A 19,946-nucleotide genomic window follows, 5' to 3' on the forward strand; every position below is an offset into this window, starting at 1 on the left:
AGATCTTATTCGGCCGGGGTCGCTTCCGCGGCAGCCTTGGCAGCTGCTTCAGCCTCGGCGGCGGCCTTCTTCTCGGCCGCTTCCTTGGCAGCCGTCTCGGCGGCCAGCGCCTGGGCGGCAGCGACCTTCTCGGCCTCGATGCGGGCCTTCTCGGCGTTCAGCGCATCGCGCTCCTCATCGTTGAGCTTGCGGGCGCGCACGCCGGTGTTTTCCGAAATACGGGCCGACTTGCCGCGACGATCGCGCAGGTAATAGAGCTTGGCGCGGCGCACCTTGCCGCGGCGGACGATCTCGACGCCCTCGACCATCGGCGAGAAGACCGGGAAAACGCGTTCGACGCCTTCGCCGTAGGAGATCTTGCGGACGGTGAAGTTTTCCTGGAAGCCGGCGCCGGAGCGGGCGATGACGACACCCTCATAGGCCTGGACGCGGGTGCGGGTTCCCTCAGTCACGCGGACCTGGACGCGCACGGTGTCGCCGGGCTGGAATTCGGGAAGCTTGCGCTTGGCTTCGATCTTGGCGGCCTGTTCGGCCTCGAGCTGACGGATGATATCCATCTCAATAGTCCACTTCTTGTTCTTCCGACAGTCAGAGCGTCCGACACTCGCCTTGCAGTTCCATTGACCGCTCGGCTATGCCCTTTGTCTCCGAGACATCTGTCTTCCGGACATCGGGCAGGGGCGACTACACCGTCATTGTTGACGGGTCTGGGAGATTTTTCTCGCCAGTACGGGCGGGCACATACAGCTATTTCACGCACTTGTCACGCCTTGGCCCTGTCTTTTTTGGTCGCATGCCACCACGCAATCGTCGAGTACAGGGTTGCGCAGGCCCCACAAGCTTCCTAAGCCGGGTGAAGCATTGTTGTCCGGCGCCCATTCTCATGACGATTTTCGACATGTCCGTTCTCGACGCGGTCCTGCTGTTTGCGGCAGGCTTTCTGTCCGGCGCATGCAATGCGGTCGCCGGTGGCGGCACCTTCATCACCTTCGGCGCCATGTCGCTGGTCGGCGTTCCGCCGATCGTCGCCAACGCCACCTCCTCGGTGACGCAGTTTCCGGGCTACGTCACGTCGACGCTCGCCTACTGGACCGACATCAAGCATTTCTGGCGCGGCGCGCTGCTGCTCTGCCTGATCTCGGCGGCCGGCGCGCTGGCCGGCGCCTTCATCCTGCTGGCGCTGTCCAACCCGTCCTTTCGCGTCATGGTGCCGTGGCTGCTTTTGGCCGCCACAGCGCTTTTCGCCGCCGGACCGTGGCTGAAGCCGGCGCCCAAGCCCGGGCATGAGGCCGCTGTCGGCTCGCTGGCCGGCTCGCTGGCGCAGTTTCTCACCGCCATCTATGGCGGCTTCTTCGGCGCCGGCATGGGCGTGATGATGCTGGCGACGCTCGGCCTGACCCAGGCCGGCGATTATCATCGACTGAACGCGCTGAAGAACATGCTGGCCGTGGTCATCGCGGCAGTGGCGATCATCGTCTTCGTTTCCGGCGGCGTCGTCGCCTGGCCGCAAGCGATCGTCATGATCCCCGCCGGCGCGCTCGGCGGCTATGCCGGCGTATGGATCGCCAAGCGCGTGCCGCAAAACGCAGTACGCGGCTTCGTCGTTGCTGTCGGCCTGTTTCTGGCTTTCTACTATTTCAGCAAGGGGTGAGGCGGATCGCTCTCAGGCCGAATCGTAGTCGCTGTGCCCTGGCGGTGCGTAGTAGATGTCGAGTCCCAGTTTGATGCCACGTTCACCCAGCATTTGCTGTGTAGTCGGGGTCAATCCCAAGCCTTGATTTTCCTCATCGAGCCAGACACCGCAGAACATATCTACCTTGAATCCCCGCACGAGATCTGCCCAGATGCCAAGGTCCGACGTGAGCGTGTTCAGGATGCTTGCGATCTGGTGATCGAGTTGGTCGCCCTTGCCATTTCCAGACGACAGCCTCCAGAGGCCCTTCAGCGCGACACGAGGTGGCTGGTTTGGGGGATGTGTATGATAATCCCCTTTCCGAACGGCGTAGGTCGGTTGGCCTGCCAAAAGGTTCGTGAGTTCGGCTGGATCGAGATCGTCGCCGAACAACCGCAGCGACGCCGAACTTTGGGCAATCTCAGCCATTCTTGCCGCGCTCATCCAGCAAATCCGGCCGCCGCTCCTTTGTCAGCTTCTCGGACTCGGCACGGCGCCATGCGGCGATCTTCTTGTGATTGCCTGACACCAGCACCTCGGGAATTGGCCTGCCCTCGAACTCCTGCGGCCGCGTGTAGTGCGGATGCTCGAGCAAACCATTCTCGAAGCTTTCTTCCTCGCCTGACACCGCATTACCCATGACGCCGGGCAACAGCCGCACCACGGCGTCGAGCAGCACGAGTGCCGCCGGCTCGCCGCCGGAGAGGATGAAATCACCGATGGACACCTCCTCCAGGCTGCGCGCCTCGATCAGCCGCTGGTCGACGCCTTCGAAGCGGCCGCAGACGATGACCGCACCAGGCCCGGCCGCCAGTTCGCGCACGCGCGCCTGCGTCAGCGGTTTGCCGCGCGGGCTCATCAGCAACCTTGGCCGCGGATCGCCGGCCGGCGCCGTGTGATCGATCGCCTTGGCCAGCACATCGGCGCGCATCACCATGCCGGCGCCGCCGCCGGCCGGCGTGTCGTCGACCGTGTGGTGCTTGTCCTCGGCGAAGTTGCGGATCTGGACCGCTTCCAGCGACCATGTGCCTGCCTCCAGCGCCCGCCCGGCCAGCGACAGGCCGAGCCCGCCCGGAAACATCTCGGGATAAAGCGTCAGCACCGAGGCTTTGAATGTCACCGGTTGCCTCCGGCGTCGCGCGGCCCGCGCGGCCTGCCCTTGGGGTCGAAGCCGTCGTCATGCGGCGCCTCGCCATCCTCGTCCTCGATCAGCCCGGCCGCTGCCGGGTCGACGCGGACGAAACCCTCGGCAACCGCCACTTGCGGCACGGCGGCTTGCGTGAACGGAATCAGCACGCCTTTGCGGCCGCCAAGCGTCACGTCGAGGATGTCGCCCCCGCCGAAATTGTGCACGGCGACAACCTTGCCGAGGACCGCATCCGTATCGTCACGGACCTCGAGCCCGACGAGATCGGCATGGTAGAACTCGTCCTCCTCGCCATCGTCCGGCAGCATCGAGCGGTCGACGAACAGTTCGGTTCCGGCCAGCGCCTCGGCGGCATTGCGGTCGCTGATGCCCTTGAAGCGCACCACGACGACGGTATTGGCCGGCCTTATATCGGTGATCTGGAAGGCGCGGCCGTCTTTGGCATAGAGCGGGCCATAATCGGCCAGCGCCAGCGGCTCGCCGGTGAAGGTTTTGACCCTGAGCTCGCCCTTGATGCCGTGGGCGGCGCCGATCACGGCCATCTGGACGGGGTTCTGGGGCTTCGACATGGCTGATATCCTTTGCCTTGCTCTAGCGCCCTACCGGCGTCATTTCAATGATCGCCCGTGGCCATTTCAATGACGGGTTCTTCACCGCTTCCTAACCCGACCACCGGATAATGGCCGCATGCAGGAATTCCTCATCCCGGCAAAACCCGACCTCCAGGCAGCGCGCGAAAACTGGCTGAAGATGCTGGCGCGCGAACGCCGGCTGTCGCCGGCGACGGTCGAAGCCTATGAGCGCGACACGCGCCAGTTCCTGCATTTCCTGACGGGACATTGCGGCGGCTCGCCCGGCATTTCCGACATCGCCACTCTGCGCCCGGCCGACCTGCGCGGCTTTCTTGCCGCGCGGCGCAACGCCGGCGCCGGCGCCCGCACGCTCGGCCGGGGTCTTGCCGGCATCCGCTCGCTGCTGCGTTTCCTCGAACGGCGCGGTCTCGCCAACGCAGCGGGAGCAGCAGCGCTGCGCGCCCCGCGCCAGCCGAAATCGCTGCCCAAGCCGCTCACCGCCAGCGACGCAAAACATGTCGTCTCGGTCGAAGGCCAATTGGCGGAAGAACCCTGGATCGCCGCCCGCAACGCCGCTGTGCTGACGCTGCTCTACGGTTCGGGCCTGCGCATTTCCGAAGCGCTTGGCCTCAGTGCCGCCGATCTGGCGTCGGAGACCGACACCGTGCTGCGCGTCACCGGCAAGGGCGGCAAGACGCGGCTGGTGCCGGTGCTGCCGGTGGCGCTGAGGGCCATCGCCGAATACCGCAAACTGTGCCCCTACCATCTTGACCCCAGGGGCCTTTTGTTCCGCGGCGCCCGCGGCGGACCGCTCAACCCGGCCATCGTCCAGCGCGACATGGCGAAACTGCGCTCGGCGCTCAACCTGCCGGATACCGCGACCCCGCACGCCTTGCGCCACTCCTTCGCCACCCACCTGCTCGGCCGCGGCGGCGATCTGCGCACCATCCAGGAGTTGCTCGGCCATGCCAGCCTGTCGACGACGCAGGTCTACACCGGCGTCGACACCGCAAGGCTGCTCGAAATTTACGAGTCCGCTCACCCAAGGGCTTGAACCGTTCAATTTCGCCACACCGATTAACCGTTTCGCCGCTTTTCGGTCCTAGAAAAGCGATCATGAAACGCGTCATCGCCATTGCCGACCGCGCGGCCCTTGTGTCGCTGAAGCTGCTCGCCGCACTCAACGCTCTGTTTTTCCTGTCTTTCCTCGTCGTACTGCTGCTCGCCATTGGCAAGGCACATGCCGAAGCCCCGATCTGCGCCGGGTCGGACCTGCTGTCCACCTTGCAGAAAGACGACCCTGCCGCCTATGCCAGGATCGAGACGGAAGCGGCGGCGACGCTGAACGGCAAAGGCCTGTTGTGGAAGCTGGAAAAATCCGGCGAAAAGCCGTCCTTCCTGTTCGGCACCATGCATATGACCGACCCGCGCGTGACCACGCTGCCGCCGGCCGCCCAAAAGGCCTATGACGCCGCCGGCACCATCATCATCGAGACCACCGACGTGCTCGACAAGCAGAAGATGATGGAGGCCATGCTGAAGGAGCCCGAGCTGATGATGTTCACCGACAGCACGACGCTGTCGTCGCTGTTGTCGCCGGAGGATGCGGCGGTGGTGAACAAGGGGCTGGATGCGCGCGGCATTCCGCCGGCGAGCGTCTCCAAGATGAAACCGTGGCTGCTGTCGGCCATGGTCGCGCTGCCGGTCTGCGAGGTCGCCCGCCAGGCAGGCGGCGCTCCGGTTCTCGACGTCAAGCTGGCTGAGGACGCCAAGGCTAACGGCAAGCCGGTAGAAGGATTGGAGACCGCCGCCGGCCAGCTCCGCGCCATGGCTTCGCTGCCGATCGCCTTTCACATCAAGGGGCTGGTTGAAACCCTGAAGCTCGGCGACAAGATAAACGACATCAACGAGACCATGATCGTGCTCTACCAGCGCGGCGATACCGGCACGTTCTGGCCGCTCCTGCGTTCAATGTCGCCGGGCGAGGAAGACGACGCCACAGGCTACGCCGCCTTCGAGCAGGCCATGATCACCGACCGCAACAAGGTGATGGTCGACCACGCCCAGCCGATCCTGGCCAAGGGCAATGCCTTCATGGCGGTCGGCGCCCTGCATCTTCCCGGCCCCGAAGGTCTGATCGAGGATTTTCGCAAAGCCGGCTACACTGTCACCGCCGTCGACTGACTTGCGCCGCCGCCTCTCGCACACCGAATCACCCAAGACGCGGCTCGTCCGTATTCGCAGTTGATTCGCGACCCGAAGGCCGGTTGGCCCTATTTTTGGCGAAAAAGGCCAGCTAAACTCGTTTCCACCCGTTCGTGATTGATTTTGCGGGGGAAATACTGGCCAACAAGAGATTGCGAATCAGAATTTTCCTGCGTTCGGCAATTTCAAGGCCTAGTATGAAACCCGTTCAACGGTTGCGCGTTGATGGGTGTTGATTGATGCTTTTCATCCACGGAGGACACTTTTATGGCGAACCCTAACGACCCAGCGCCTAAGTCGGGTGGTGGCAGCGGCTGGCTGATTGCGCTGGTCGTCGTCATCCTTGCGATTGTTGCGTACTATATTTTCGGCAGAAGCGGCGAGCATCCTGCGCCCGCCGAGCCGCCGGCAGCCAGCACACCGGCGCCCGCGCCTGCACCGGCTGAACCGATGAAGCCCGCCGAACCGGCGCCTGCTCCCGCACCAGCCCCTGCGCCAGCACCGGCTCCTGCGCCAGCTCCCGCCCCGGCACCTGCTCCGGCTCCGGCGCCCGCACCGGCCAACTGATCAGGCCCCTGATTTCAACGAAGAACGGCCCGCTGCAAAGCGGGCCGTTTTGTTTTGAGGGCTTCTGAAACTTAGGCGTTTAGCGGCAAGCCACCACCTTCGTCATCCACGGGCGGAGCAAGGAGCGAAGCGACGCGGCGCAGACCCGAGGATCCATGCCGCGACCTCTGTGAAGGCGCGACGATGCAGAACGGAATCTGGCTGCGACCGTCGAAACGATAGGTCTGGACCGCTGCGACGCTTTAACGTCCCGGCATGGATCCCGGGGTCTGCGCCGCGTCGCTTCGCTCCTTGCTTCGCCCCAGGATGACGAAGTCGCGTAGGCCCGCGCGTAAGACCTAGATATGAATCGGCTTGAAGAAGGTGGCCAGCGCCGCTTCCTTGACCGCTTCCGACATGGTCGGATGCGCGTGACAGGTGCGGGCGAGATCTTCCGACGAGCCGCCGAATTCCATCAGCACCGCCGCCTCGTGGATCATCTCGCCGGCGCCGAAGCCGACGATGTGGACGCCGAGCACGCGGTCGCTCGCCTTGTCGGCGAGGATCTTCACAAAGCCGTCCGTATGCAGCATGGCGCGCGCCCGGCCATTGGCGGTGAACGGGAATTTTCCCACCTTGTAGCCGATGCCGGCCTTCTTCAGTTCTTCCTCGGTCTTGCCGACCGAAGCGATTTCCGGGCTTGTGTAGACGACGCTCGGGATGACGTCGTAATTCACATGGCCGGCCTGACCGGCAATGGTCTCGGCCACCGCCACGCCTTCGTCCTCCGCCTTGTGCGCCAGCATCGGGCCGGCAATGACATCGCCGATGGCATAGATGCCGGCGACGTTGGTCCTGAGATGCCCGTCGGTCTTGACCCGGCCGCGCTCATCGACCTCGACGCCGGCTTCCTTGAGCCCGAGACTGTCGGAATAGGCGCGCCGTCCGGTCGAGATCAGCACCGCGTCGGCCTCGATGGTCTCGGCCGCCCCGCCCTTGACCGGCTCGAAGGTGACCGTCGCGCCCTTCTTGGCCTTGGTGACGCCGGTGACCTTGGCGCCGAGCTTGAACTCAAAACCCTGCTTGGACAGCAGGCGCTGGAACTGTTTTGACACCTCGCCGTCCATGCCGCCGAGAATAGTGTCGAGGAATTCGACCACGGTGACCTTGGCGCCGAGCCGCGCCCAGACCGAGCCGAGTTCGAGACCGATGACGCCGCCGCCGACCACCACCAGACGCTCCGGAACCTTGGCCAGCGACAGTGCGCCGGTCGACGACAGGATCACCTTCTCGTCGATGTCGACCTTGACGCCGGGAATGCCGGCAACATCCGAGCCGGTGGCAATGACGATGTTCCTGGTCTCGATCTCCTCGACCTTGCCGTCCTCAGCTGACACCGAGACCTTGCCGGCGGCGACCACCTTGCCGGTGCCACGGAAGGAGTCGATCTTGTTCTTCTTGAACAGGAAGGCGACGCCGTTGACGTTGGCTGCAACCGTCGCATCCTTGTGCGCCATCATCTTCTTCAGATTGAGTTTCGGCGCCGGTATCTCGACGCCGAGCGTATCGAAGGAATGACCGGCTTCGGCGAACATCTCGGAGGCGTAGAGCAGCGCCTTCGACGGGATGCAGCCAATGTTGAGGCAGGTGCCGCCGAAGGTGGCGTTCTTCTCGACCACCGCGACCTTCAGCCCGAGCTGCGCCGCCTTGATGGCGCAGACATAGCCGCCCGGTCCCGACCCGATGATAACGACGTCATAAGCCATGGGATTGTCCTTCTTGGTCTGGCCTTCAGCGGCCGCCGCTCACATTCAGGATCGCGCCCGTCGTATAGGACGCTTCGTCCGACAAAAGATAGAGAACCGCATGCGCGACTTCATCGGCCGTGCCGGCTCGTTTCATCGGCAGCATGTCGCGGAACCGCTCGACCCGGTCCGGTTGACCGCCTGATGCGTGGATCTCGGTGTCGATGATGCCCGGCCGTATCGCATTGACGCGCACGCCTTCGGTCGCGACTTCGCGTGCCAGCCCGAGCGTGAAAGTGTCGATCGCCGCCTTGGACGCGGCGTAGTCGACATATTCGCCGGGCGAGCCGTGTATCGACGCCGCCGACGAGATGTTGACGATGGCGCCGCCCTGGCCGCCATTCTTGCTCGACATGCGCTTGACCGCCTCACGCGCGCACAGAAACGAGCCTATGACGTTAATGCGCATCATGCGCTCCAGCCGCGCCAGGCTCATTTCGTCGACGCGCGCCTTGACGTCGACGACGCCGGCATTGTTGACCAGCGCATCGAGCCGGCCGAAGCGATGGTCGACCGCCTCGAACATCGCGACGATGTCGGCTTCGTTGCCGACGTCACCCTTGACCGCGAACGCTTCGCCGCCCGCCGCCTCGATCTCGGCGACCAGCGCCTTGGCGGCAGCCTCATTCGAAGCATAGTTGACCGCGACGCGGTAGCCGGCGGCGGCACCGAGCCGGCAGACGGCCGCGCCGATGCCGCGACTGCCGCCGGTGACCAGCAGCACTTTTTTGGCCGCACTCATTCCTGGCAACCTTCCAGCAGAAACACGTCCCACGGCAGTTTCGAGAAACCGTTAGGCCCGAAGGCCGACGACATCTGCAGCGACGATCCAAGATCGGGGAAAATCAGGCTCTGCGGCGCGTCCGTGCCTTCCGCCGACAACAGGGCGATGTTGCCCTTGTCGTCGGCGCTGTAGACCACGCCCTGCCAGACCGTGCAGGCGGCAAGCTCGTCACCGGTGACGTCGCCGGTCGGGCATTTGTACATGAGCGATCCGTGCGGCCGCGAAACGCCTGATGTCCACATGACGATGCCGTCGAGCACGATGCCCTTGTCGAGCACCATCTTGAAGGAGTTGGTGACGGTGACCGCATTCATCGTCGGCCGGAAATCGACGCCGGCATCGCTCTCGGCATCGCCATAGACGGCGAGCGCCAGCGGACAGGCGGCATGGGCATTGCCCAGGGCCAGACCAATCGCGACCGATGACATCGAGAGAACCCTGAAGACACGAGAGGCGCGGGTCGTCATGCGGCGGCGCAGTCCTTTCCTCGGCTCAAACCGGCCAGCGTCTAGAGGTCGAGCACCAGCCGTTCCGGATCTTCCAGGCTGTCCTTGACGCGGACCAGGAAGGTCACCGCTTCCTTGCCGTCGACGATGCGGTGATCGTAGGAGAGCGCCAGATACATCATCGGCCGGATGACGATCTGGCCCCCGACCACGACGGGCCGGTCCTGGATCTTGTGCATGCCCAGAATGCCCGACTGCGGCGCGTTGAGGATCGGCGTCGACATCAGCGAGCCGTAAACGCCACCGTTGGAAATCGTAAACGTGCCACCCTGCATGTCGGCGACCGACAGCTTGCCGTCACGCGCGGCAATGCCCAGCCGGCCGATTTCCTTCTCGATCTCGGCGATCGACATCTGGTCGGCGTCGCGCACCACTGGCACGACGAGGCCCTTTTCGGTGCCGACGGCAACGCCGACATGGGCAAAGTTCTTGTAGATGATGTCGGTGCCGTCGATCTCGGCGTTCACCGCCGGGATCTCCTTCAGCGCATGCGTCACCGCCTTGGTGAAGAACCCCATGAAGCCGAGCTTCACGCCGTGCTTCTTCTCGAAGATGTCCTTGTATTTTGTCCTGAGCGCCATCACCGCTGACATGTCGACCTCGTTGAAGGTGGTCAGCATGGCGGCGGTCGACTGCGCTTCCTTCAGCCGGCGCGCAATGGTCTGGCGCAGCTTGGTCATGCGCACGCGTTCTTCACGCGAAGCATCGTCGCCGGAGGACGGCGCACGCACCGCGATCGGCGCCGGTGCGGCCTTCGGCGTTTCGGCCGGCTGCGACGGCGCGCCTTTGGAAATGGCGTCGAGCACATCGCCCTTCAGCACCTGGCCGCGCTTGCCCGAGCCTGACACCTGGTCGACCGACATATTGTTCTCGGCGATCAGCTTTGCGGCAGCCGGCGCCGGCGGCATCGAGCGCGGCTCGACCGCGCCGGCATCGCCAGCAATTTTCGCGGTCTCGGCAGCGGCCTGCTTGGTGGTATGCGCGGCGTCCGGACTCGAAGCCTGCGACACCGTCTTGGTCTCCTGCTTGCTCGCCGGAGCAGCGGCTGCACCGCCCGCCGAAATCATTCCCAGCAAAGCGCCGACGCCGACGGTCTCGCCTTCCTTGGCGGCGATTTCGCCGAGCGTGCCGGCGGCGGCGGCAGGCACCTCCACCGTCACCTTGTCGGTTTCGAGCTCGACCAGCGGCTCGTCGACGGCAATGGCATCGCCGACCTTCTTGAACCACTTGCCGATGGTCGCCTCGGTGACGGATTCGCCGAGAGTGGGAACGCGGATTTCGGTAGCCATTGTGCCTGTCCGTTTCTTCTCTGTCTGTTCTGTGGGCCGAGTTCTGTTATTCGCCCAATTCTGCTTTACTCACCAAGCGCGTCTTCGAGCAGGGCGGCGAGCTGCGCCAGATGCTTGGACATCAACCCGGTCGCCGGCGATGCAGCCGCCGGACGTCCGGTGTAGCGCACCCGCTGATGCTTGGCATCGATATGCGCCAGCACCCATTCCAGATACGGATCGATGAACGACCAGGCGCCCATGTTCTTGGGCTCTTCCTGGCACCACACCATCTCGGCGTTACGGAAACGCGACAGTTCGGTGATCAGCGCCTTGGCCGGGAACGGATAGAGCTGCTCGACGCGCAAGAGATAGATGTCGTTGATGCCGCGCTTCTCGCGCTCCTCATAGAGGTCGTAATAGACCTTGCCCGAGCACAGCACGACGCGGCGGATCTTGGAATCCTTGACCAGCTTGATCGCTTGGTTCTGCAACAGCTGGGCATCGTCCCAAAGCAGCCGGTGGAACGAGCTTTCGCCCGAAATCTCCGGCAGCGTCGACACTGCCCGCTTGTGGCGCAGCAACGACTTCGGCGTCATCAGGATCAGCGGCTTGCGGAAGTCACGCTTCAGCTGCCGGCGCAAGATGTGGAAGTAGTTGGCCGGCGTCGTACAGTTGGCGACTTGCATATTGTCTTCGGCGCAAAGCTGCAGGAAGCGCTCGAGCCTGGCCGAGGAATGTTCCGGACCCTGGCCCTCATAGCCATGCGGCAGCAGGCAGACCAGGCCCGACATGCGCAGCCACTTGCGCTCTCCGCTAGAGATGAACTGGTCGAACACCACCTGGGCGCCGTTGGCGAAGTCGCCGAACTGCGCTTCCCACAAGGTCAGCGCCTTCGGCTCGGCTAGGCTGTAGCCATATTCGAAGCCGAGCACCGCCTCTTCCGACAACATCGAGTTGATGACTTCATAGCCGGCCTGAGCCGCCGACAGATTGTTGAGCGGGATGTAGCGGGTCTCGTCGCGCTGGTCGTAGAGCACGGAATGGCGCTGCGAGAAGGTGCCGCGTTCGGAATCCTGCCCGGACAGCCGGATCGGATTGCCGTCGAGCAGGATGGCGCCGAAAGCCAGCGCCTCGGCCGTCGACCAGTCGATGCCTTCGCCGGAGTCGATCGCCTGGCGGCGGTTTTCGAGGAAGCGGATAATGGTCTTGTGCGCCTCGAAACCCTTCGGCACCTCGGTCAGCTTCTTGCCGATGTCCTTCAGCACCTTGACCGGCACGGCGGTCTTGCCGCGCCGCTGTTCGTCCTGGTTGTCGGCTGTGCGCAGACCCGACCAGGCTCCGTCCAGCCAGTCGGCCTTGTTGGGCTTGTAGTGCTGGCCGACTTCCCATTCGGATTCCAGATGCGCGCGCCAGTCGGCCTTCATCTTGTCGAGCTCGGCCTGGGTGATGTGGCCCTCGGCAATCAGCCGGTCGCCATAGATCTGCACCGTCGTCTTATGATTGCGGATGTTGGCGTACATGATCGGCTGGGTGAAGGCCGGCTCATCGCCCTCGTTGTGGCCGAAGCGGCGGTAGCAGAACATGTCGACCACGACCGGCTTGTGGAACTTCATGCGGAATTCGATGGCCACCTTGGCGGCATGGACCGTGGCTTCCGGATCGTCGCCATTGACGTGGAAGATCGGCGCCTCGATCATCTTGGCCACATCGGACGGATAGGGCGACGAGCGCGAGAAGCGCGGATTGGTGGTGAAGCCGATCTGGTTGTTGATGATGAAATGCAGCGTGCCGGCAACGCGGTGGCCGCGCAGGCCCGACAGGCCGAGGATTTCGGCGATCACACCCTGGCCGGCGAATGCGGCGTCGCCATGCAGAAGCAGCGGCAGCACCTTGGCGCGCTCTTCCAGCGGCACGATTTCCTCACGGCTGCGGCCGAACAGATAATCCTGCTTGGCGCGCGCCTTGCCCATCACCACCGGATCGACGATTTCCAGATGCGAGGGGTTGGCGGTCAGCGACAAATGCACCTTGTTGCCGTCGAACTCGCGGTCCGACGAAGCGCCGAGATGGTACTTGACGTCGCCCGAGCCTTCGACCTCGTCGGGGGCGGCCGAGCCGCCCTTGAACTCGTGGAAGATGGCGCGGTGGGGCTTCGCCATCACTTGGCTCAGCACGTTCAGCCGGCCGCGATGCGCCATGCCGAGCACGATCTCCTTCATGCCGAGCTGGCCGCCGCGCTTGATGATCTGCTCCAGCGCCGGGATCAGGCCTTCACTGCCGTCGAGACCGAAGCGCTTTGTGCCCTTGTACTTGACGTCGATGAATTGCTCGAAGCCTTCGGCCTCGACCAGCTTCTGCAGGATCGCCTTCTTGCCGGTGGCGGTGAAGGAAATCTCCTTGTCGGTGCCTTCGATGCGGGCCTGGATCCAGGCCTTCTCCTCGGGATCGGAAATGTGCATGAACTCGACGCCGAGCGTCGAGCAATAGGTGCGGGTGAGAATCTCCAGCATCTGCCGGATGGTGCCGAATTCGAGACCCAGCACATTGTCGAGGAAGATCGGCCGGTCGTAATCGGCTGCGGTGAAACCGTAGTTCTCCGGCGACAGCTCGTTATAATCCTCGAGCGGCTTGGCGATGCCGAGCGGGTCGAGATTGGCGTGCAGGTGGCCGCGCATGCGATAGGCGCGGATCATCATGATGGCGCGCACCGAATCGCGGGTCGCCTGGTGCACGTCGGCATCGGACAGCACGACGCCGTTGGTGACCGCCCTGTCCTTGACCTTCTTTTCGACCGTCTTCTCGACCAGGCCCCAATTGCCGTCGAGCGCCGACACCAGTTCGCCATTGGCCTGCAGCGGCCATGAGGGCCGCGCCCAGGAAGCGCCCTTGGCGTTCTTGCGCACATCGCCGGCGTCGTCTTTCAGCGCCGCGAAGAAGTCCTGCCATTCGGGGTTTACCGACTCCGGATCATCCTCATAGGACGCGTACAGCGCGTCGATGTAGTCGGCATTGCCGCCATAGAGGAACGAGGTGAGCGAAAACTGGTCGTTGGCCTGATCTTGTCTTGCCATATCACTTAGCGGAGCCGCGCTCCGTCTCCTTTTTCAAGGGGAATAGTGAGTAGTCAGTAGTGAGTAGAAAATGGAATTTTCCCGCTCAGCAGCTACTCACACGTTCTTCCCTTTTCACTACTCACTAATGACTACTCACTTACCCTTTGATCGCCTCGACCAAGGTCGTGCCCAGCCGTGCCGGCGACGGCGATACCTTGATCCCAGCTGATTCCATTGCCGCGATCTTGTCTTCCGCGCCGCCCTTGCCGCCGGAGATGACCGCGCCCGCATGGCCCATGGTGCGGCCGGCCGGCGCGGTGCGCCCGGCAATGAAGCCCGCCATCGGTTTCTTGCGGCCGCGCTTGGCCTCGTCCTTGAGGAACTGCGCGGCGTCTTCCTCGGCCGAACCGCCGATCTCGCCGATCATGATGATCGACTTGGTCTCGTCGTCGGCGAGGAACATCTCCAGCACGTCGATGAATTCGGTGCCTTTGACGGGGTCGCCGCCAATGCCGACGGCTGTGGTCTGGCCGAGGCCGACATTGGTGGTCTGGAACACTGCCTCATAGGTAAGCGTTCCCGATCGCGAAACAACGCCGACCGAACCCTTGCGGAAGATGTTTCCGGGCATGATGCCGATCTTGCATTCGTCCGGGGTGAGCACGCCCGGGCAGTTCGGCCCGATCAGCCGCGATGTCGAGCGATCGAGCCGCGCCTTGACCCTGACCATGTCCATCACCGGAATGCCTTCGGTGATGCAGACGATCAGCGGGATCTCGGCCTCGATCGCTTCCAGGATGGCTTCGGCGGCGCCCGCCGGCGGCACGTAGACCACCGAGGCATTGGCGCCGGTCTTTTCCTTGCCTTCGGCGACGGAAGCGAAGATCGGCAGGCTTTCGCCCTTGGCGCCGGTCCAGGTCTCGCCACCCTTCTTGGGGTGGATGCCGCCCACCATCTTGGTGCCGTGATAGGCCAGCGCCTGTTCGGTGTGGAACGTGCCGGTCTTGCCGGTCAGGCCCTGAACCAGCACCTTGGTGTTCTTGTCGATGAGAATGGACATCGGAGCCCTTTTCTAAAAACCGTTGATCGAGGAAGGCGAGACGCGCCGGTAGACGCCGCTCACCATGTCTTGCCAGCTGTCGCTGCCGGCAGGTTTGAAATGCAGTCGCATGCGGTAGGCATCGGCATCGTCGAAAAGATACGTCACGCGCGCGGCGCCGCGCGGCGACGAACGCTCCAGGACCAGCTCAGCGCCGTTCCACGTGCCCGTGGCCGGCGAGGCCGGCACAAAGCCCATCGAATCGAACTGATGCATGGTGACGAGGCTGTTTTGCTGGTCGAAGCCGAACACGCTGTGCGCGCCGAACGAGATGGTCCCATCGCGGCGCTGGCGATAGCGCTGCACCACGAACAGGCCGCCGAACTGCGCCTCCGCCAGCACGTCGGACGTTGCCGTACCGCCATCGGCCCATTGTGTTTCCGCCACCTCTTCCTCGCCGCGCCACGCGCCGACCAGCGCCTGCAGGCGTTGGTGATCGGCCGAGAGCGAGGAGAACGAAGCCGCGTTCATGGGTCAGAGCCGCTTCAGGTCGGAGACGGTGAGGTCGCTCTTGGCGTTGCCGGTGTTGAGCGTCGTCGCCGGCTCGAACATCAGCACGACCGGCTCGGCGGTCAGCGACCGTGGCCGGTGCTCGACACCCTTCGGCACGACCATGAAATCGCCCTCGCCAAGCTCGACCGGACCGTCGCGGAAATCGATGGCAATCCTGCCGCGCAGCACGAGGAAAGCCTCGTCCTCCTGCTCATGCGCGTGCCAGTCGAAGGTCTCGCCGAACTTGGCAACCTTGGCCTGGCTGTCGTTGACGTCACCGGCAATATGCGGATCGAAGACCTTCTTGATCTTCGCATCCGCCGCCTCGACCAGGTTTATCTTGCGCGGAGGCATCCGCTCAGCCCTTCACCGCCGCCACGATCTTCTTGGCTGCGTCGTCGAGATCGTCGGCCGACACGACGTTGAGGCCGCTGTCGTTGATGATCTTCTTGCCGAGCTCGGCGTTGGTGCCTTCGAGACGCACCACCAGCGGCACTTGCAGGCCGACTTCCTTGACCGCGGCAATGACGCCCTCGGCGATGATGTCGCACTTCATGATGCCGCCGAAGATGTTGATCAATATGCCTTTGACGGCCGGATCCTTGGTGATGATCTTGAACGCCGCCGTCACCTTCTCCTTCGACGCGCCGCCGCCGACATCGAGGAAGTTGGCGGGCTCGGCGCCATAGAGCTTGATGATGTCCATCGTCGCCATGGCAAGGCCGGCGCCATTGACCATGCAGCCGATATTGCCGTCGAGTGCGACATAGGCGAGGTCGTATTTCGACGCCTCGATCTCCTTCTCGTCCTCTTCGGTGGTGTCGCGCAACTCCATCAGTTCGGGATGGCGAAACAGCGCATTGTTGTCGAACGACACTTTTGCGTCGAGCACGCGCAGCCGGCCGTTCTTCATCACGATCAGCGGGTTGACCTCGAGCAGGCTCATGTCCTTCTCGACAAAGGCCTTGTAGAGGATCGGGAACAGCGTGCCGGCATCCTTGGCGGCATCGCCGGTGAGCCCCAGTGCTTCCACCAATATGTCGACGTCGATCGTCGACACGCCGGTCAGCGGGTCGATGGCGCGGGTGATGATCTTTTCCGGCGTGTCGTGGGCGACGCCCTCAATGTCCATGCCGCCTTCGGTCGAGACGACGAAGGCGATGCGGCCGACCGCGCGGTCGACCAGGATCGACAGATAAAGCTCGCGCTCGATGTCGGCGCCGTCTTCGATATAGAGGCGGTTGACCTGCTTGCCGGCAGGTCCCGTCTGCTTGGTGACCAGCGTGTGGCCGAGCATCTCATTAGCGTTGGCGACTACGTCGGCAACCGACTTGGCCAGCCGCACGCCACCCTTGGCGTCCGCGCCAAGCTCCTTGAACTTGCCCTTGCCGCGGCCGCCGGCATGGATCTGGCTCTTCACCACATAGAGCGGACCGGGCAGCGCCTTGGCGGCGGCTTCCGCCTCGCTCGCCTTGAACACCGGCACGCCTTCGGCAACCGGCGCGCCAAACGACTTCAGCAGCGCCTTGCCTTGATATTCATGGATGTTCATCTGGATGGTCTCCGGATCGGCTGCTTTGGGGGATTACTTCGAGGCGAGATGCGGGGCGATCTTGACGCAGGCCTCGGTCAGGCCCTGCACCGTCGCCACCGAAGCGTCGAACATCTTCTGCTCGCTCTTGTTCAGGTCGATCTCGATGATGCGCTCGACTCCGCCGGCGCCGATGACAACGGGAACGCCGACATAGGTGCCCTTGACGCCATACTGGCCCGAGAGATGCGCTGCGCAAGGCAGCACGCGCTTCTTGTCCTTGAGATAGGATTCAGCCATCGAGATGGCCGAGGCGGCCGGCGCGTAGAAGGCCGAGCCGGTCTTCAGGAGTCCGACGATCTCGGCACCGCCGTCACGGGTGCGTTGCACGATCTGGTCGAGCTTTTCCTTCGAGGTCCAGCCCATCTTGATGAGGTCGGGCAGCGGAATGCCCGATACCGTTGAATAGCGGATCATCGGCACCATGGAATCGCCGTGGCCGCCGAGCACGAAGGCGGTGACGTCTTCGACTGAGACCTTGAATTCCTCGGCGAGGAAATAGCGGAAGCGCGCGCTGTCGAGCACGCCGGCCATGCCGACGACATGGGTCTTGGGCAGGCCGGAAAACTTCTGCAGCGCCCACACCATGGCGTCGAGCGGGTTGGTGATGCAGATGACGAAAGCTTTTGGCGCGTATTTCTTCAGCCCGGCGCCAACCTGTTCCATCACCTTGAGGTTGATGCCGAGCAGGTCGTCGCGGCTCATGCCCGGCTTGCGCGGCACGCCGGCGGTGACGATGCAGACGTCGGCGCCCTCGATGCCGGCATAGTCATTGACGCCGGTCAGCCGGGAATCGAAACCGTCGACGGGCGACGACTGCGCGATATCCAACCCCTTGCCTTGCGGAATGCCCTCGGCAATATCGAACAGCACCACGTCGCCGAGGTCCTTGAGGCCGATCATGTGAGCCAGCGTGCCGCCGATCATGCCGGAGCCGATGAGCGCTATCTTGTTGCGTGCCATGTGAGGAAATTTTCCCTTTGTCTGTGACGACGCCCAAATCTCTGGCGATCTGGTTGACGGCGTCGAGGAAGAGGCCGGAATGCTGTGGTATCAGCGGATTTCGCCGCATCCAGTAGCCCCGACGGAAAATATATTCAATCGATTATTTTCGAGTGAATAATTTCAATCGGTTAGAAACAATGGGATTTACGTAAACGTCAAAGTTTGTAAGCCGTCTTGAGGGGTTTTACACAATGAACGTGGAAATCAGAAGACTATATCTAGGCGATGACGCCCTTGTGAAGCGGATCGCCGAAGACGTGTTCGACGAGCCCGTACGCCCCGACAGGCTATCCGCCTACCTCGCCTCGCCGGGTCATATGATGATTGTCGCATTGGCCGACGGCATCGTCGTCGGCCAATGCGCCGCCGTCGTCCACCGCCATCCCGACAAGGTGAGCGAACTCTACATCGACGAAGTCGGCGTCTCGCCCGCCTTCCAGCGCCAGGGCATCGCGCGAAAAATGCTCGACGCGATGTTCGCGCTCGGCCGCGAGCAGGGTTGCGGCGAGGCCTGGGTCGGCACCGAGCCCGACAATGTCGCGGCGCGCGCGCTTTATGAGTCGCGCGGTGCAGTAGCCGAGCCATTCGTGATGTATGCCTACAGGCTTTAGAATGCCGCCACGACAACAGGGAGGTTAGCCATGACTGAGACAGAACCGCTCATTCTGCGTCGCTGGTCGTCCGTCATCCGTACACAGGATCGCGTTGCCTATGCCGCCTATGTTGAGAGGACGGGAGGCCTCGACTACGCGGCTACGGCCGGCAATCGCGGTTTCCAGATGCTTATGCGCGATCGCGACGATGACTCGACGGAGATCGTCACATCGAGCTGGTGGTCATCAATGGACGCCGTGCGAAGCTTTGCCGGGGATGCACCCGAACTGGCCCGCTACTATCCTGAAGACGATCGCTACCTTCTGGAAAAGCCCGAATTCGTCGACCACTACACAGTTGTTGCCGGAACCTTGCCGCCCACTTGAAGGCTTAGGCCATCGCGACCGGAGGCTCGCTATGCCTGCCTTCGGGCTTCTGCGCCTTCTGCCGTTCCGCCCAGTCCTCCAGCCAGTCGCGGCTTTGCATCTCGATCAGCCGTGAGGCGGTGCGTTCGAATTCGAACACCTCGACGCCGCGCTTGGCCGTGTAAAGCTCGTGCGGCGCGGCCTCGGCGCTCACCACCAGCCGCGTGTGATGATCGTAGAGCGTGTCGATCAACAGGATAAAGCGTTTGGCCTCGTTTTGCCTGCCTTCGCCGAGCACCGGGATGTGATCGATGAAGATGGTCGAGAAGCGGCCGGCAATCGCCAGGAAATCACGCGCGCCGAGCGGCTTTTCACAGAGATCGGTAAAGGAAAACCGTGCGGCATTGCCGACAGCGGCCGGTATCGCCACCTGCCTGCCCTTCACCGCGACGGTGGTTTCGGCGACCGGCGCGCCGCGCGTCATCGCTCGCCAGGCCTCGTCCAGCATACGGTCGGCTTCGGCATCCGCGGGGGTGACATACACCGGCGTGCGGGCGAGTTTTTCCAGCCGGTAGTCCTTGTCGGCATCAAGCGTCAGCACAAGGGCGTGGCGCTCGAGAATGCTGATGAAGGGCAGGAAGAGCTGGCGGTTCAGACCGTCGCGATAGAGATTCTCGGGCGCGACGTTGGAGGTGGCGACCAGCACCACGCCATTGGCAAACAGCGCCGAAAACAGCCGCGACAGGATCATCGCATCGGCAATGTCGGTGACCGAAAACTCGTCGAAGCACAGCACCCAGGCCTGTTCGGCAAGCTGGAGCGCCACCGGCGGGATCGGATCGTCCTCCTTGACGTCGCCGTTCTTGCGCGCCTGCCGGTGCTTCTGGATGCGGTCCTGCACATCTGCCATGAAGTCGTTGAAATGGACGCGGCGCTTGCGCCGGACCGGCAGCAGCTCGAAAAACATGTCCATCAGCATGGTCTTGCCGCGGCCGACGCCACCATGGATGTAGAGGCCCTTGACGACTTCGCGGGTCTCGCGCTTGCGGGCAAACAACCAGCCGAGCGCGCTCGACTTGTGCGCCAGCCGCTTGACCGAGATCTCGTCGGTCAGCCGGTCGAGCGCGGCGGCGATGCGCTCCTGCGCCGGATCGCGCTCGATGGCGCCGGTGTCGACCAGATGGTCGTAGCGCTGCCTGACGGTCGCATGGGTCTGGAGGCCGTCACGCAGATGCATCG

At 63.5% G+C, this 19,946-nt stretch carries 20 protein-coding genes; 5 read left to right on the forward strand and 15 right to left on the reverse strand.

Features of this window, described 5'->3' with window-relative positions; translation table 11 throughout:
* Positions 1 to 5: 5 nt before the first annotated feature.
* A complete protein-coding gene (gene rplS / locus AC1DYC_RS21645; protein WP_477307872.1) occupies positions 6 to 557 on the reverse strand; it encodes a 50S ribosomal protein L19 in 552 nt (183 codons plus the stop codon).
* Between the two features lie 341 nt (positions 558 to 898).
* Here rplS and AC1DYC_RS21650 point away from each other — a divergent pair, with 341 nt between their 5' ends.
* Entirely contained in the window at positions 899 to 1,651 is a 753-nt protein-coding gene (locus AC1DYC_RS21650) for a sulfite exporter TauE/SafE family protein (RefSeq protein WP_477409777.1), read from the forward strand.
* 12 nt (positions 1,652 to 1,663) lie between these two features.
* On the opposite strand, the gene AC1DYC_RS21655 is transcribed toward AC1DYC_RS21650, so the two are convergent.
* The 3 genes from AC1DYC_RS21655 to rimM are packed head-to-tail and all read right to left on the reverse strand — an operon-like array spanning position 1,664 to position 3,388.
* The gene (locus tag AC1DYC_RS21655) at positions 1,664 to 2,101 is read right to left on the reverse strand and encodes a DUF4279 domain-containing protein (protein WP_477409779.1); all 438 of its coding nucleotides are present in this window, start codon (positions 2,099 to 2,101) and stop codon (positions 1,664 to 1,666) included.
* Positions 2,094 to 2,792 carry a tRNA (guanosine(37)-N1)-methyltransferase TrmD gene (gene trmD, locus AC1DYC_RS21660; RefSeq protein ID WP_477409781.1) on the reverse strand — a complete coding sequence of 233 codons (699 nt, stop codon included), beginning with the start codon at positions 2,790 to 2,792 and terminating at the stop codon, positions 2,094 to 2,096. The genes AC1DYC_RS21655 and trmD overlap by 8 nt, the downstream gene beginning before the upstream one ends.
* Positions 2,789 to 3,388 (reverse strand): ribosome maturation factor RimM, encoded by a 600-nt coding sequence (rimM, locus tag AC1DYC_RS21665; RefSeq protein ID WP_477409783.1) that lies wholly within the window; start codon positions 3,386 to 3,388, stop codon positions 2,789 to 2,791. The genes trmD and rimM overlap by 4 nt, the downstream gene beginning before the upstream one ends.
* A gap of 118 nt (positions 3,389 to 3,506) precedes the next feature.
* Between rimM and AC1DYC_RS21670 the strand changes: the two genes are divergently transcribed.
* Both AC1DYC_RS21670 and AC1DYC_RS21675 read left to right on the forward strand, forming a co-directional pair.
* Complete coding sequence (locus AC1DYC_RS21670; protein ID WP_477409785.1) at positions 3,507 to 4,445, forward strand: tyrosine recombinase XerC; 939 nt, start codon at positions 3,507 to 3,509, stop codon at positions 4,443 to 4,445.
* 62 nt (positions 4,446 to 4,507) lie between these two features.
* A complete protein-coding gene (locus tag AC1DYC_RS21675; protein WP_477409787.1) occupies positions 4,508 to 5,575 on the forward strand; it encodes a TraB/GumN family protein in 1,068 nt (355 codons plus the stop codon).
* A 926-nt stretch (positions 5,576 to 6,501) separates the two neighbouring features.
* Here the strand turns inward: AC1DYC_RS21675 and lpdA are convergent.
* From lpdA to mdh, 10 genes are all read right to left on the reverse strand, one after another.
* Complete coding sequence (lpdA, locus tag AC1DYC_RS21680; RefSeq protein ID WP_477409789.1) at positions 6,502 to 7,908, reverse strand: dihydrolipoyl dehydrogenase; 1,407 nt, start codon at positions 7,906 to 7,908, stop codon at positions 6,502 to 6,504.
* A gap of 25 nt (positions 7,909 to 7,933) precedes the next feature.
* Positions 7,934 to 8,689 (reverse strand): glucose 1-dehydrogenase, encoded by a 756-nt coding sequence (locus tag AC1DYC_RS21685; RefSeq protein ID WP_477409791.1) that lies wholly within the window; start codon positions 8,687 to 8,689, stop codon positions 7,934 to 7,936.
* On the reverse strand, positions 8,686 to 9,159 hold the full coding sequence (locus AC1DYC_RS21690) for a hypothetical protein (RefSeq protein ID WP_477409793.1): 474 nt from the start codon (positions 9,157 to 9,159) through the stop codon (positions 8,686 to 8,688). Before AC1DYC_RS21690 ends, AC1DYC_RS21685 begins: the two co-directional genes overlap by 4 nt.
* 80 nt (positions 9,160 to 9,239) lie before the next feature.
* Positions 9,240 to 10,526, reverse strand: coding sequence for a 2-oxoglutarate dehydrogenase complex dihydrolipoyllysine-residue succinyltransferase (gene odhB / locus AC1DYC_RS21695; RefSeq protein WP_477409795.1), 1,287 nt, complete (start codon positions 10,524 to 10,526; stop codon positions 9,240 to 9,242).
* 65 nt (positions 10,527 to 10,591) lie between these two features.
* A complete protein-coding gene (locus AC1DYC_RS21700) occupies positions 10,592 to 13,579 on the reverse strand; it encodes a 2-oxoglutarate dehydrogenase E1 component (protein WP_477409797.1) in 2,988 nt (995 codons plus the stop codon).
* Positions 13,580 to 13,718: 139 nt separating this feature from the next.
* Complete coding sequence (gene sucD, locus AC1DYC_RS21705) at positions 13,719 to 14,621, reverse strand: succinate--CoA ligase subunit alpha (protein ID WP_192251273.1); 903 nt, start codon at positions 14,619 to 14,621, stop codon at positions 13,719 to 13,721.
* 12 nt (positions 14,622 to 14,633) lie between these two features.
* A complete protein-coding gene (locus tag AC1DYC_RS21710; RefSeq protein ID WP_477409799.1) occupies positions 14,634 to 15,131 on the reverse strand; it encodes a DUF1579 family protein in 498 nt (165 codons plus the stop codon).
* A 3-nt stretch (positions 15,132 to 15,134) separates the two neighbouring features.
* The gene (locus AC1DYC_RS21715) at positions 15,135 to 15,506 is read right to left on the reverse strand and encodes a cupin domain-containing protein (protein WP_477409801.1); all 372 of its coding nucleotides are present in this window, start codon (positions 15,504 to 15,506) and stop codon (positions 15,135 to 15,137) included.
* A gap of 4 nt (positions 15,507 to 15,510) precedes the next feature.
* Positions 15,511 to 16,704: an ADP-forming succinate--CoA ligase subunit beta gene (sucC, locus tag AC1DYC_RS21720; RefSeq protein WP_477409803.1), complete on the reverse strand. Its 1,194-nt coding sequence runs from the start codon at positions 16,702 to 16,704 to the stop codon at positions 15,511 to 15,513.
* A 33-nt stretch (positions 16,705 to 16,737) separates the two neighbouring features.
* Positions 16,738 to 17,706: a malate dehydrogenase gene (gene mdh, locus AC1DYC_RS21725; RefSeq protein WP_112560100.1), complete on the reverse strand. Its 969-nt coding sequence runs from the start codon at positions 17,704 to 17,706 to the stop codon at positions 16,738 to 16,740.
* 233 nt (positions 17,707 to 17,939) lie between these two features.
* Here mdh and AC1DYC_RS21730 point away from each other — a divergent pair, with 233 nt between their 5' ends.
* Entirely contained in the window at positions 17,940 to 18,359 is a 420-nt protein-coding gene (locus AC1DYC_RS21730; RefSeq protein WP_477409805.1) for an N-acetyltransferase family protein, read from the forward strand.
* Positions 18,360 to 18,389: 30 nt separating this feature from the next.
* A complete protein-coding gene (locus AC1DYC_RS21735; protein WP_477409807.1) occupies positions 18,390 to 18,728 on the forward strand; it encodes a hypothetical protein in 339 nt (112 codons plus the stop codon).
* A gap of 4 nt (positions 18,729 to 18,732) precedes the next feature.
* On the opposite strand, the gene zapE is transcribed toward AC1DYC_RS21735, so the two are convergent.
* Positions 18,733 to 19,944: a cell division protein ZapE gene (gene zapE, locus AC1DYC_RS21740; RefSeq protein WP_477409809.1), complete on the reverse strand. Its 1,212-nt coding sequence runs from the start codon at positions 19,942 to 19,944 to the stop codon at positions 18,733 to 18,735.
* Positions 19,945 to 19,946: the final 2 nt, after the last annotated feature.

This window comes from Mesorhizobium sp. P2_E7 (assembly GCF_056403855.1).